This window comes from Geodermatophilus sp. SYSU D01045 (assembly GCF_054050295.1).
Window position 1 is genome coordinate 67,530 of record NZ_JBJGZB010000018.1, and the last position, 12,783, is coordinate 80,312.

Below are 12,783 nucleotides of genomic sequence, written 5' to 3' on the forward strand. Positions count from 1 at the left end.
CGGCTCGCGGCGGGACCCTGCGAGGGGGCCGTTCCAGCACGTCCGGAGGCTCCTCACCGGGCCTGCTCGCCGTCGGCCGGCTGGACGGCGGTGCTCGGGAAGTCCCGCAGGTCGCCGGACGGGCGACGGTCCCAGCTGCGGAAGGTCAGGTCCGTCTGCAGGTACAGCGCGACCAGCTCGGCAGTGCTGCGGATGCCCTCGAGGTGGGTGCGCTCGTTGCCGTGGCTGCCGTCGATGCCGAACCCGATGAGCGCGGCGCGGGTGTTGGCGCCGGCCTCCAGCGCCGAGGCGGCGTCGGAGCGGTAGTACTTGTAGACGTCGCGGCGGTGCGGCACCTCGTGCACCCGGCACAGGTCGATCAGGTGCCGGGTCAGGTGGTAGTCGAACGGCCCGGTCGAGTCCTGCATCGCGATGTTCACGCACTGCTCGGACGACGCCTGACCGGGCGCGACCACCGAGGTGTCGATGGAGACGAGCTCGGCGACGTCGGCGTCGAGGCCGTGGCTGGCCCCCAGGCCCACCTCCTCGGCGATGGTGACCAGCAGGTGCGCGGTCACCGGCACCTGGGTGCCGGAGTCGATGATCGCCTTGAACGCGCCCAGCGCGGCGGCGATGCCGGCCTTGTCGTCGAGGTGGCGGCTGTTGACGAAGCCGCTCGAGGTGATCACCGGCTGCGGGTCGATGGCCACGAAGTCGCCGACCTGGATGCCCAGGCGCTCGAGGTCGGCGCGGCTGTGCACCACCTCGTCGACGCGGACCTCGACGTGGTCCCAGCCCACGCCCTGCTCGTCGACCTCGTCGCCGAAGCGGTGCCCGCTGGCCTTGTTGGGCAGGATCGTCCCGGTGTGCCGGTAGTCGCCCGAGACGTCGTCGGAGAAGATGATCACCCGGGCGCCCTCGGCGAAGCGGGCGCTGTGCGTGCCCACCGGCACGATCGCCAGCCGGCCGTTGTCCTTGAGCCCGCTGACCATGCAGCCGATCGTGTCGGCGTGCACCACGACGGTCCGGTCGGCGCCGGGCGAGGCGCTGGGCAGCTCGGCCAGCAGCGCGCCGCGGCGGGTGACCTCGAAGTCCATGCCCAGGCTGCGCAGCTCACCGCCGATCAGCTGCATGACGTGGTCGGTGCGCCCGGAGGGGCTCGGGATGTCGAGCATCTCCAGCAGCACGCGCTGGACGTAGTCCATGTCGATGGGCAGGCGCTTCTGCCCCGCGTCGACCGGACTCGGCAGGAAACGGGGGTTGAGCTCGCCGTCGTCGCGGACGAGGCCGGCGTCGTCCCGGGGACCGGTCAGCATGGAGGTCGAGTCTAAGGCGGGCCGGCCGGGCGCCCCGGGGGCCCGCCACGCCGGGGCACGTCCGGCACGGACCCGGCTGCCGCGGATAGCCTCGCGCGTGGTCCCCTGTCACCCAGGGGATCCCGTCGTCCCGCCGTCCGCCCGAGGAGGTCCCGTGCGCTCGCTGCGTCTCGTGGGCCTGTCCGACGACGGCCGCAGCCTGGTCCTCGCCCTCGACGGCGGGGACGGCGAGGAGGGCGAGCGCTTCGAGCTGCCGATCGACGACCGGGTGCGCGCCGCGGCCCGCGGGGACACCCGCCGGCTGGGTCAGATGGAGTCCGACGGCGGCCTGTCGCCGCGGGTGATCCAGGCCCGCATCCGCGCCGGCGAGACCCCCGAGCAGGTCGCGGCCGCCTCGGGCACCCGGGTCGAGCGGATCATGCGCTTCGCGCACACGGTGCTGCAGGAGCGCGCCCGCATGGCCGAGCAGGCCCGCCAGGCGCGGGTCCGGCTGTCGGAGGGCACCTCCGGCGAGCCGCTCCAGCAGTTCATGGCCGAGCGGCTGCGGCTGCTCGGCGCCGACCTCGACGCCGTCCGCTGGGACGCCGCCCGCTCCGAGGACGGCACCTGGGTGGTCACCGCCGCCTGGCGCGCCGGGACCAAGGAGGGCACCACGCAGTGGGCCTACGACCTCGCCGGCCGCGCGGTCAGCCCCCTCGACGCCCCCACCCGCGACTTCGCGGAGGGCACCCGGCTGGTCCGCGTCGTCCCCGGGGTGCCCGCCGAGCGCCCGGCGCTGCCCGTGCACCGCAACGCCGCCGTCCCGGAGCGGCCCGCGCCCGAGCGGCCGGTGCCGCCGGCCGACGAGCCGCGCCCCGGCGGCGGTGAGCGGCGCACCGACCCCACCGAGGACGAGGACGTCTCCGAGCACGACACCGTCGTCCTGCGCACCGGCGAGTCCGACGGCGAGGACGAGGACCCGCGCGCCCGGGTGCCCGCCTGGGAGGACATCGTCTTCGGGGTCCGCCGCAACCGCTGAGCAGTACGCTCACCGCTCCGGACCGACGTGTCCGTCCGGGGGGCCGCGGGTACGTCGTCCACAACCGAACGAGTGCGGGAGTGGAGCGCAACATGTCGATGTCCGTGTCGATGCCCCTGGGCGGTGTCCAGGTCGGGTCGTACGACACCTACCAGGCGGCGCAGGCCGCGGTGGACCACCTCTCCGACGAGAAGTTCCCGGTCGAGAACGTGACGATCATCGGGTCCGACCTGCGGCTGGTCGAGCGGGTCACCGGACGGCTCACCTGGGGCCGGGCGATCGGCGCGGGTGCCGCCGGCGGTGCCTGGTGGGGCCTGTTCGTGGGCCTGCTGCTGGGCATCTTCGCCCCCGACGGCACCAGCTGGCTCAGCGCGGTGCTGACCGGGCTGCTCATCGGCCTCGCGTTCGGCGCGCTGTTCGGCGCCGTGGGCTACGCGGCCACCCGCGGCCAGCGCGACTTCACCAGCGTCTCGCAGGTCACCGCGAGCCGGTACGACGTCATGTGCGACCCCTCCCGCGCCGAGGAGGCCCGCGCCATCCTGGCCCGCTGGTCCCTGCGTCAGTAGGAGGACCCCCTCGCTCCCACGGCTCGCACGCTCGCCGCGGGCCCCTGCGAGGGGGCCGGAGGGCGACTCATCTCAGGGTCGCGAACGCGACGGCGGCCGCGGCGGCGACGCCGAGGGAGTCGACGCCGGCCCGCATGGGGATCCGGGCGCGCACCCGGGCGGCGGCCTGCGCCTCCGGGGTGAGCCCGGGTCCCTCCGCGCCGAGCAGCACCGCGGTGCGCGGGTGCGCCCGCGGGTCCACCTCGTCCAGGTCCACCGCGTCGGCGGCGGGGGTCAGCGCGACGGTGAGGTAGCCGGCCGCGTGCAGCCGCTCGAGCCCCGCCGGCCAGTCGGGCAGGACGGCGAACGGCAGCACCAGCACGTGTCCCATCGAGACCCGCACCGCGCGCCGGTAGAGCGGGTCGGCGCAGCGCGGGTCCAGCAGCAGCCCGTCGACGCCGAGGGCCACCGCCGAGCGGGCGATCGAGCCGAGGTTCTCGGCGTCGTTGAGCGCCTCGAGCACCGCCAGCCGCCGCGGCGCCGCCGGGTCCGGCCCGGCCAGCAGCGCGCCGACGTCGGCCGGGGGGCGACGGTCCGCCGAGGCCAGGACGCCGCGGGTCAGCCGGAAGCCGATCAGCTCCGACAGCGCCCACTTGTCCATCTCGTAGGCCGGCACGCCCTCGGGCAGGTCCAGCTCGGCCAGCCGCCCGGGTACGCCGAGCACCGCCCGCACCCGGTACGGCGAGGCCAGCAGCCGCTGCACCGCCGGGACGCCCTCGACGATCACCGGGCCGGTCCCCCGCGCCCGCCCGGCGGGGCGGTCGCCGGCGTGCAGGTCGCGGAAGTCGGCCACCCGCTCGTCGGCGACGTCGGTGATCGGCACGCTCACGCCCCGATCCTCCCCGAGCGGTCCGCGCCGGCTGCCCGCAGGATCCAGTGGTGCCCCACGAGACCGTCGTCGTCGGAGCCGGGATCGCCGGCGTCGCCTGTGCCCGCGCGCTCGCGGACGCGGGCGTGCCGGTGCGGGTCCGCGACCGCGGCCGCCGCCCCGGGGGCCGCATGGCGTCCCGGACGCTGGCCGGCCGGGTCACCGACCTCGGCGCCTCCTACCTGACCGCGTCGGCCGGCGCGCCCTTCACCGCCGTCGTCGAGGACTGGGTGGCCCGCGGGCTGGCCCGGCCGTGGACCGACACCTTCGCCGTCGCCGGGCCGGACGGGATCCGGGACAGCAGCAGCGGCCCGGTCCGGTACGCCGCGCCCGGCGGGCTGCGCTCGCTGGTCGCCGACCTCGCCGCGGGCCTCGACGTCGTCCAGGAGTCCGCGGTGGAGCGGGTGGAACCCGGCGCCCGGGTCGACGGCGCGGACGTGCCCGCCGCCGTCCTCGCGCTGCCCGACCCGCAGGCCCGCCGGCTGCTGCCGCCGGACCTGGCCGCCCGCCTGCTCGGCGACGAGGACGCGCGGCCCTGGCAGCCGACCCTGGCGGTGGCGCTGGGCTGGGACCAGCGCTCCTGGCCGGCCGACCTGCACGGCGCCTTCGTGCACGACGACCCGGTGGTCGAGTGGATCGCCGACGACGGCGACCGGCGCGGCGACGGCGCCCCGGTGCTGGTGGCGCACACGACGCCGGGCACCGCCGCCGCGCACCTCGACGACCCCGGCCGGGCGGCGCCGGAGGTCACCGCCGCCGTGTGCCGGGCGCTGGGCATCGACGCGCCGCCGGCGTGGACGCACGTGCACCGCTGGACGTTCGCCAAGCCGGCGGCGCCGCGCGAGGAGCCGTTCGGGCTGGCCGAGGGCGTCGGCGTCTGCGGCGACGGGTGGCGGGCGCCGTCGAAGGTGGAGAGCGCCTGGAGCAGCGGGCACCTGCTCGGCGCCGCGCTGGGCGGGCACTGAGTGCCCGCGGGCCTCGCCCCTCCCCCGGGCCCGGCCGACCAGGCGGCCGAGGAGCAGCGCTCGGCCGGGTCCCCGGCGCGGGCCGGCCTGCGCGGCATCGTCCTGCCGGCGGCGGTGGCCGTCGCCATCGGCACCCTGCTGGTCGTGGTCTACCTGGCCGCCTTCCCCACCGCGGCGCCGCACGACCTGCCCGTCGGCGTCACCGGCCCGGCGGCCGAGGTCGACGCGGTCCGGCAGGCGGTGGACGAGGCGCGGCCGGGTGCGGTCCGGTTCGTCGCCCTGCCCGACCCGGGGGCCGCCGAGCGGGCGGTGACCTCCGGCGACGCGTACGCGGCCCTGGTGCTGGGGCCGCCGGGCCCGGCCCTGCTGGTGGCCGGGGCGCACGGCCGGGCGGTCACGCAGGACCTGACCGAGGTCCTCGTCCCGGCGGTCGCCGCGCGGACCGGCACCCCGCCCACGGTCACCGACCTCACGCCGCTGGCGGCCGGCGACCAGCGGGGGCGGGCGATCGACCACCTCGCGTTCGGCGTGGTGCTCGGGGGCTTCCTGTTCGGCATCACCAGCTACCAGGTCGCCCCGCAGCAGCGGCTGGGGCTGCGGCTGCTCAGCGCCGTCCTCTTCGCCGCCGCGGCGGGCCTGACCGGCGCCCTGCTGGCCGGCCCGGTCTTCGCCGCCCTGCCCGCCGGCTCCTGGCCGGTGGCCGGGCTCGTGGGCCTGCTGGCCCTGGCGTGCGGCTGCGCGGCCGCGCTGGCCCTGCGCCTGCTCGGCGGCGCGGGCACCTTCGTCGCCACCGCGGTGCTGCTGACGGTCGGCGCCGCGACCAGCACCGGCAGCTTCCCCCCCCGAGTACCTGCCCGGCTGGCTCGAACCGCTCGCCTCCGTCCTGCCGCCCGGCGTGGCGGTGCGGGCGCTGCGCGGCCTGGCCTACCTCGACGGCGACGGCGTGGCCCGCGCCGCGTGGGTCCTCGGGCTGTGGTGCGCCGTCCCGCTGCTGCTCATCGCGCTGGTCGACGCCGCCGCCCGCCGCCGCTGACCCCTCCCCGCGCACGGGGCCGTTGACGGCGCCCGCGGAACTCATCTAGCGTTGAGTTCATCAGGCGTTGAGTTCTCGCCACTCGGGAGGCCGACATGACCGACGCCGTCACCGTCACCGACCTCGTCGTCGACCGCGGGCGCCGCCGGGTGCTGCACGACCTGTCGTGCGCGGTCCCCGCCGGGCGGGTCACCGGCCTGCTGGGGCCCAGCGGCAGCGGGAAGACGACGCTCATGCGCGCGCTGGTCGGCGTGCAGAAGGTGCGCTCGGGCACGGTCACCGTGCTCGGCGAGCCCGCCGGCTCCCCCGGCCTGCGCCGACGGGTCGGGTACGTCACCCAGGCGCCGAGCGTCTACGCCGACCTCACCGTGCGGGAGAACGCCCGCCACTTCGCCGCCCTGTACGGCCGGGGCGCCCGCGCCGCCGACGACGCGCTGGCCGCCGTCGGCCTGACCGACGCCGCCGGGCAGCTGGTCGGCGACCTCTCCGGCGGCCAGCGCGGCCGGGCGTCCCTGGCCTGCGCGCTGGTGGGCGAGCCGGAACTGCTGGTCCTCGACGAGCCGACCGTCGGCCTGGACCCGGTGCTGCGCGTGGAGCTGTGGGACCGGTTCCACGCCCTCGCCGCGGCCGGCACCACCCTCGTCGTCTCCAGCCACGTCATGGACGAGGCCGGGCGCTGCGACCGGCTGCTGCTGCTCCGGGAGGGCCGGCTGCTGGCCGACTCCACCCCCGCGCGGCTGCGCGCCGACTCCGGCACCGACGACCTCGAGGAGTCCTTCCTCCGCCTCGTGCGGGCGCAGCAGCAGGAGGTGGCGGCGTGAGCGCCCCGGCCGCCGTCCTGAGCCCCCGGCTCACCGGCGCGATCACCACCCGGGTGCTGCGGCAGCTGCGGCACGACCACCGCACCATCGCGATGATGGTGCTGCTGCCCAGCCTGCTGCTGGGGCTGCTGTACCTGCTCTGGCGGGACGTGCCCACGCTGCCCGGTCAGCCCAGCGTCTTCGACCGGGTCGGGCTGACCATGCTCGGCGTCTTCCCCTTCGTGGTGATGTTCCTGGTCACCAGCATCGCGATGCTGCGCGAGCGGACCTCCGGCACGCTCGAGCGGCTGCTCACCACCCCGCTGTCCCGGCTGGACCTGCTGCTCGGCTACGGCGCCGCCTTCGGTCTGGCCGCCGCGGTGCAGGCGGTCGTCACGGTCACGGTGGCCACCACGCTCTACGACCTCGACATCGCCGGGTCGCCGTGGCTGGTGGTGCTCATCGCCGTCGCCAACGCCGTCCTCGGGGTGGCGCTGGGCCTGCTGGCCAGCGCCTTCGCCCGCAGCGAGTTCCAGGCCGTGCAGTTCATGCCGGTGATCGTGCTGCCGCAGTTCTTCCTCTGCGGGCTGCTGGTGGCCCGCGAGCAGATGGCCGGCTGGCTGCAGGCGATCAGCGACGTGCTGCCGCTGACCTACGCGGTGGAGGCGCTGCAGGAGGTCGGGCGGTCGGCCGCCGAGACGGGGACGATGTGGCGGGACGTCGGCATCGTGGCCGGCGCGGCGGTGCTCGCCCTCGCCCTGGCGGCGGCGACCCTGCGGAGGAGGACCAGCTGACGGCAGCACGGCGCTCGGGACGGCGCCCCGGCAACCCCGACACCCGGCAGGCGGTGCTGGCTGCGGCCCGCGCCGCCTTCGCCGAGCGCGGCTTCGACGCGACGTCGATCCGCGCGGTCGCCACGGCCGCCGGCGTGGACCCCGCCCTGGTGCACCACTACTTCGGCACCAAGGACAAGCTCTTCCTCGCCGCGATCGAGGCCCCGGCCGACCCCGAGGCCTTCCTCCCCGAGGTGCTCGCGGCCGGCCCGGAGCACCTCGGGGAGAACGTCGTCCGCATGCTGCTGCGGGTGTGGGACGGCCCCATGCGCCCCGCCGGCCTGGCGCTGGTCCGCTCCGCGGTCGGCAACGAGTGGACCGCGCGGCTGCTGCGCGAGTTCCTCGTCTCGCAGGTGCTGCGACGGGTGCTCGGCGCCCTCGACCTGCCGCCCGCCGAGGGCGAGGCCCGCGGCGCGCTGGTGGCCTCCCAGCTGGTCGGCGTGGTGATGACCCGCTACGTGCTCCGCGTCGAGCCGCTGGCCTCCGCGCCGGCCGAGGAACTGGTCGCGGCCGTCGGACCCACCCTGCAGCGCTACCTGACCGGGGACGTCGCCCTCCCGGGCCGGCGGGACGAGCAGGCGAGGCGGGACTAGCGCGCGACGCGGGCCAGCTGCCGGGCCTGGGCGACCAGCCGGCCGGTGGAGTCCCAGATCCGGCACTCCTCGTCCGACCAGCCGCCGGTGACCTCGGTGGACCGGGACTCGACGACGCACCAGCCCGGCGCCGGGAGCGCGCGCACCAGCACCTGCAGCTGCACGGTGGGCGCCCAGCCGGGCTTCCCGACGGCGAAGGCGGTGGGCGGCAGCGCGTCGGCGAACAGCAGGAGCGCCAGCGGGTCGGGGTCGCGGCCGTCGGCCAGCCGGATCCAGGCGCGGAGCAGCCGGCGGTCCGAGGGCCGGCCGGACACCCAGCCCGCCGTCGCCGGGTCCAGCCGGGTGTCCAGCTGCCGGGCCAGGCCCACGGCCGGCCCGCCCTCGGTGGTCCGGGTCGCCACGCACTCGCCGGGCGGAGGCAGCTCCGGCGCCGGGTTGACCGTGTAGTCCGCGGGGTCGGTGCCGAGGGTCGCCGTCGTCACCTGGACGGCGAGGGACGGCCCGCCCGCCCCGGCGAGCAGCACCGAGGAGTGCGCGAGCGTGCGCCCGGCCGGCCCGGCGGTGACCGCGAGGTCGGCCGGCCCGCCCGGCGTGGCGCGCAGGTAGCTCGCCGACAGCGCCACCGGGTGCGGGTGCGGGCTGTACAGCAGCGCCGCCCGCGCCACGACGGCGAGCAGGTAGCCGCCGTTGAGGACGCCGCTGCCGACGTCCCAGCCCGGGTCCAGCTCGGCCCGGACACCGCCGCCCTCGGTGCGGGTGACGGCGGTGGCCCGGTCGAAGGCGGACTGCACGGTGTCGGTCTGCGGCACGGCGGACAGGGTGCCAGGGTGGTCCCCCGTGGAGTACACGCACCTCGGGCGCAGCGGCCTGTCGGTCTCCCGGCTGTGCCTGGGCACCATGAACTTCGGCTGGAAGACCGAGGAGGCCGACGCCCACGCGATCATGGACCGCGCGCACGACGAGGGCGTGAACTTCTTCGACACGGCCAACGTCTACGGCTTCGACGCCGGCAAGGGCCGCACCGAGGAGGTGCTGGGCACCTGGTTCGCGCAGGGCGGCGGCCGCCGCGAGCGCACCGTCCTGGCCACCAAGGTCTACGGCTCGATGAGCGAGTGGCCCAACGACACGTTCCTGTCCGCGCGCAACCTCGTGCGCTCGGCCGACGAGTCGCTGCGCCGGATGCAGACGGACTGGATCGACCTCTACCAGTTCCACCACGTCGACCTCGAGACGCCGTGGGACGAGATCTGGCAGGCCTGCGAGACGCTCGTCGCCCAGGGCAAGGTGCTCTACGTCGGGTCGTCCAACCACGCCGCCTGGCAGCTCGCCGCCGCCAACGAGGCCGCCGCCCGCCGGCACTTCCTCGGGCTGGTCAGCGAGCAGTCGCACTACAACCTGCTCACCCGGCACGTGGAGCTCGAGGTGCTCCCCGCCGCGCGGCACTACGGCATCGGCGTCATCCCGTGGAGCCCGCTCGCCGGCGGCCTGCTCGCCGGCGCGCTGGGGCAGCCGGAGGGCACCCGCCGCACGGAGGACCGCCAGCAGCGGCGCATCGAGCGGCACCGCCCGGCCCTGCAGGCCTACGAGGACGCCTGCCGCGGGTGGGGGCTCGCCCCGGCCGACGTCGCGCTGGCCTGGTTGCTGCACCGGGACGGCGTCACCGCGCCGATCGTCGGCCCGCGCACGATGGACCAGTTCGCGGGGTCGCTGGCCGCGCTCGACGTGCGGCTGGAGCGGGCCCAGCTCGACCGCCTCGACGAGGTCTTCCCCGGCTTCCGGCCCGCTCCGATGGAGTACGCGTGGTGAGCCCGTCGACGCTCGGTGACCGCGTGGACCCCGAGCGCGGCGGCCCGCCGGACCGGTCCCCAGGACTGGGGGTGCACCGACCCCTCGCCCGGAGATGTCCCGCCCGCTGGTCCGGCCGTGACGCTCCCCGGGACGAGAGCGGCCGGCGGGGGGCACGCTCACCGACGGCGGGGGCGGATCGTGCGGGGTCTCGAGGGAGACGGGGGCGGCTGCCCGTTCAGCGGGTCACGTGACGCGGCCGCGGTCCGGCTCACCCGGCGCTCGGTGCTGGCGGGACTCGCGGCCCTGACCGCGTTGCCGGTCCTCGGCGGGACGGCACAGGCCGCACCGCGGCCGCCCGCAGCGCCGCCCCGCTCCCCCGCCCCACCGGCTCCGCGCCGGGCTCCCCGCGGCGCGCACGCCGTCGGCAACCCGCGGGGCAGCGACGTCGCGGTGCGCATCGGCCGCGACCGGGAGGCGCGGTTCGGGGTGATGTTCAAGCAGCTCCCGGCCTTCAGCCCGCCGGACGCGCTGCTGACCGCGCTGGCGGTGCGCATGACCGACGACCGTCCGCCGCTCGACGACGTGGCCGACAGCGACCCGGCGTCGGACAACCCGGGGATGCCGGCCGGCTACATCTACCTCGGCCAGTTCATCGACCACGACATGACGCTGGACCGCACGCCGCTGACCCTCCAGCAGCAGGACCCGCGGGGGACGGTCAACTACGACACCCCGCGCTTCGACCTGGGCAACGTCTACGGCCGTGGGCCGGCCGGCAGCCCCGAGCTCTACGACCCCGCCCGCCCGGGGTACCTGCTGTGCAACGACCACGACGGCGTCCGCGACCTGCCCCGCGACGAGGTGGGCGCCGCCTGGCTCGGCGACCCCCGCAACGACGAGAACCTCGTCGTGGCCCAGTTGCACGCGGTCTTCCTGCGCCTGCACAACCGGCTGCGCGACGAGGGGATGACCTTCGAGCAGGCCCGGCAGCAGGTCCGCTGGCACTACCAGTGGCTGATCGTCAACGACTACCTGCCGCGGATCGTCGGGCGCGACGTGGTCAGCCGGCTGCTCCGCCGCCGGGGCACCGGCCCGATCGAGTGCACGGCGCGCTTCTACCGGCCGCGCGACCGGCGCCGGCCGTACATGCCGGTCGAGTACTCCGGGGCGGCCTACCGGTTCGGGCACAGCATGATCCGGGCCGAGTACGAGGTGCACGACCGGCACACGGTGCCGGTCTTCGCGAACGAGGGCCACCAGGACCTGCGGGGCAACCGGCCGGTGCCCGCCGACCTGTGGATCGACTGGAACTACTTCTTCGAGATCCCGGGGATGACCACGCCCGACGACCGCAACCTGGCACGGCTGATCGACACCCGGCTGTCGCTGCCCCTGTCGACCCTGCCGCCGACCGTGGTCGCCCCGACGGCCGGGGCGATCACCTCCCTCGCCGAGCGGAACCTGCTCCGCGGCAAGCGGCTCGGCCTGCCCGCCGGCCAGGACGTCGCGGCCGCGATGGGGATCACCCCGCTGACCAACCAGCAGCTGGGCCTGACCGAGCCGGGCTGGCAGGGCAGGGCACCGCTGTGGTTCTACGTGCTCAAGGAGGCCGAGCTGCTCGGCGGCACCCGGTTGGGACCGGTCGGCGGCACGATCGTCGCCGAGGTGGTCCTGGGGCTGATGGCCTGCGACGGCACCTCCTACTTCAACGCCGCGCCGGACTTCGACCCCGGCCCGGGCTACGGGTTCGGCTCCTTCCTCCTGTGGGCCGACGCGATCGACCCGCGGGCGGTGGAGGCGCCCGAGGAGGAGACCCCGGAGGACGAGCTGCCGGAGGACGAGCTGCCGGAGGACGAGCTGCCGGAGGACGAGCTGCCGGGGGACGAGGTCCCCGACGGCGGTGAGGAGCTCGAGCCGGGCGAGGAGGTCGACCCCGAGGCGGTCGTCCCGGTGCCCGGCGCCGTCACCTGACCGCGGGCCCGCTCCCGCGATCGGCCCGGTCGGGAACGGGCCAGGTGCCCAGCACCTCGTGCCGCCCGCCGGTGCTGCGCACGAGGGTCACCTCCGCCAGGGCCCACTCCGGCCCGCGGTAGCCGGCCAGCCGGGCGGGCAGGTCGCCGTCGGCCGGGCGGCGGGGGTGCCAGCGGCCGAGGGTGAGGTGCGGGCGGAACGGCCGGTCCTCGACCGGCAGGCCCAGCCCGCGGGCGGCGCGGGCCAGCCGCCCGGCCAGGGCGGTGACGACGGCGACGTCGCCGTCCAGGCCCGCCCAGAACACCTGCGGCCGCCGCGCGGACCCGAACCGGCCGGCGCCGGCCAGCCGCAGCACCGTCGGGGGCGTGCCGGCGACCGCGGACCCGACCGCGGCGGTGAGCTGCTCCAGCAGGGCCGGCGGGACGGCGCCGAGGAACAGCAGGGTGAGGTGCCAGCGCGCGGGGTCGCCCCAGCGGGGCGCGCCGGGGGCCTCGCGCAGCGGCGCGACCGCCGCCGCGAGGGAGTCCCGGGCCGGCGGGGGCGGGGTCACCGCGACGAACAGCCGCAGCGGCGCCGGCGCGCTCAGCGCACCACCAGGCCGGCCCCCGCCAGCTCGGTCTCCACCCGCAGCCGCTCGACGTCGCGCGGGAAGCCGGGGGGCACGGCGCCCAGCTCGTGCCGGATGTCGAGCAGCACGGCGGCCTCGGCGAGGACGTCGTCGTAGGCCGCCTGCAGGCCCCGGCGGCGGGCCTGGGGCACCCCGGCGGGGACGGCGTCGAGCTGGCGGCCCAGCCGCCGCAGGTCGGCGGCGACGGCCTGGACCGGCCGGGGCGCGGCCCGCACGGGCGCCGGCTGCTCGCGGGCCCTCCGGCGGGCGCGCAGGTCGCACAGGAACTGCCCGGTGAGCAGGCGGAAGGCGAAACCCATCAGGGCGAAGGCGCCGACGAGCATCGCGGTGATGCCGGCCAGCTGCAGCAGGGCGGAGGTCATCGTCACTCCGTGGGGACGGTGGCC

At 76.8% G+C, this 12,783-nt stretch carries 14 protein-coding genes; 9 read left to right on the top strand and 5 right to left on the bottom strand.

Annotation, left to right across the window (positions count from 1 at the left end):
- Positions 1-53: 53 nt before the first annotated feature.
- Positions 54-1,295: an osmoprotectant NAGGN system M42 family peptidase gene (locus tag ACI798_RS16140; RefSeq protein ID WP_456941805.1), complete on the bottom strand. Its 1,242-nt coding sequence runs from the start codon at positions 1,293-1,295 to the stop codon at positions 54-56.
- A 154-nt stretch (positions 1,296-1,449) separates the two neighbouring features.
- On the opposite strand from ACI798_RS16140, the gene sepH reads away from it, so the two are divergent.
- Complete coding sequence (gene sepH / locus ACI798_RS16145; protein ID WP_456941806.1) at positions 1,450-2,313, top strand: septation protein SepH; 864 nt, start codon at positions 1,450-1,452, stop codon at positions 2,311-2,313.
- Positions 2,314-2,405: 92 nt separating this feature from the next.
- Complete coding sequence (locus ACI798_RS16150) at positions 2,406-2,879, top strand: general stress protein (RefSeq protein ID WP_456941807.1); 474 nt, start codon at positions 2,406-2,408, stop codon at positions 2,877-2,879.
- Positions 2,880-2,946: 67 nt separating this feature from the next.
- Here ACI798_RS16150 and ACI798_RS16155 read toward each other — a convergent pair whose 3' ends face one another.
- Entirely contained in the window at positions 2,947-3,747 is an 801-nt protein-coding gene (locus ACI798_RS16155; protein WP_456941808.1) for a TrmH family RNA methyltransferase, read from the bottom strand.
- 50 nt (positions 3,748-3,797) lie between these two features.
- Between ACI798_RS16155 and ACI798_RS16160 the strand changes: the two genes are divergently transcribed.
- The 5 genes from ACI798_RS16160 to ACI798_RS16180 all read left to right on the top strand — a co-directional run bounded on the left by ACI798_RS16160 (position 3,798) and on the right by ACI798_RS16180 (position 8,010).
- Positions 3,798-4,751, top strand: coding sequence for an NAD(P)/FAD-dependent oxidoreductase (locus ACI798_RS16160; protein WP_456941809.1), 954 nt, complete (start codon positions 3,798-3,800; stop codon positions 4,749-4,751).
- A complete protein-coding gene (locus tag ACI798_RS16165; RefSeq protein WP_457048384.1) occupies positions 4,752-5,810 on the top strand; it encodes a hypothetical protein in 1,059 nt (352 codons plus the stop codon).
- A 69-nt stretch (positions 5,811-5,879) separates the two neighbouring features.
- Complete coding sequence (locus ACI798_RS16170) at positions 5,880-6,605, top strand: ABC transporter ATP-binding protein (protein WP_456941811.1); 726 nt, start codon at positions 5,880-5,882, stop codon at positions 6,603-6,605.
- On the top strand, positions 6,602-7,378 hold the full coding sequence (locus ACI798_RS16175; RefSeq protein WP_456941812.1) for an ABC transporter permease: 777 nt from the start codon (positions 6,602-6,604) through the stop codon (positions 7,376-7,378). The genes ACI798_RS16170 and ACI798_RS16175 overlap by 4 nt, the downstream gene beginning before the upstream one ends.
- A 53-nt stretch (positions 7,379-7,431) precedes the next feature.
- Entirely contained in the window at positions 7,432-8,010 is a 579-nt protein-coding gene (locus ACI798_RS16180; protein WP_456941813.1) for a TetR/AcrR family transcriptional regulator, read from the top strand.
- On the opposite strand, the gene ACI798_RS16185 is transcribed toward ACI798_RS16180, so the two are convergent.
- Positions 8,007-8,819, bottom strand: coding sequence for a thioesterase family protein (locus ACI798_RS16185; RefSeq protein ID WP_456941814.1), 813 nt, complete (start codon positions 8,817-8,819; stop codon positions 8,007-8,009). The two genes, ACI798_RS16180 and ACI798_RS16185, sit on opposite strands and share 4 nt — an antisense overlap.
- A gap of 28 nt (positions 8,820-8,847) precedes the next feature.
- On the opposite strand from ACI798_RS16185, the gene ACI798_RS16190 reads away from it, so the two are divergent.
- Both ACI798_RS16190 and ACI798_RS16195 read left to right on the top strand, forming a co-directional pair.
- The gene (locus ACI798_RS16190; protein ID WP_457048385.1) at positions 8,848-9,816 is read left to right on the top strand and encodes an aldo/keto reductase; all 969 of its coding nucleotides are present in this window, start codon (positions 8,848-8,850) and stop codon (positions 9,814-9,816) included.
- Positions 9,817-10,080: 264 nt separating this feature from the next.
- Positions 10,081-11,769 (top strand): peroxidase family protein, encoded by a 1,689-nt coding sequence (locus tag ACI798_RS16195; protein ID WP_457048386.1) that lies wholly within the window; start codon positions 10,081-10,083, stop codon positions 11,767-11,769.
- Here the strand turns inward: ACI798_RS16195 and thpR are convergent.
- Positions 11,762-12,355 carry an RNA 2',3'-cyclic phosphodiesterase gene (thpR, locus tag ACI798_RS16200; protein ID WP_457048401.1) on the bottom strand — a complete coding sequence of 198 codons (594 nt, stop codon included), beginning with the start codon at positions 12,353-12,355 and terminating at the stop codon, positions 11,762-11,764. The genes ACI798_RS16195 and thpR overlap by 8 nt on opposite strands.
- Entirely contained in the window at positions 12,352-12,759 is a 408-nt protein-coding gene (locus ACI798_RS16205; protein WP_457048387.1) for a hypothetical protein, read from the bottom strand. Before ACI798_RS16205 ends, thpR begins: the two co-directional genes overlap by 4 nt.
- Positions 12,760-12,783: the final 24 nt, after the last annotated feature.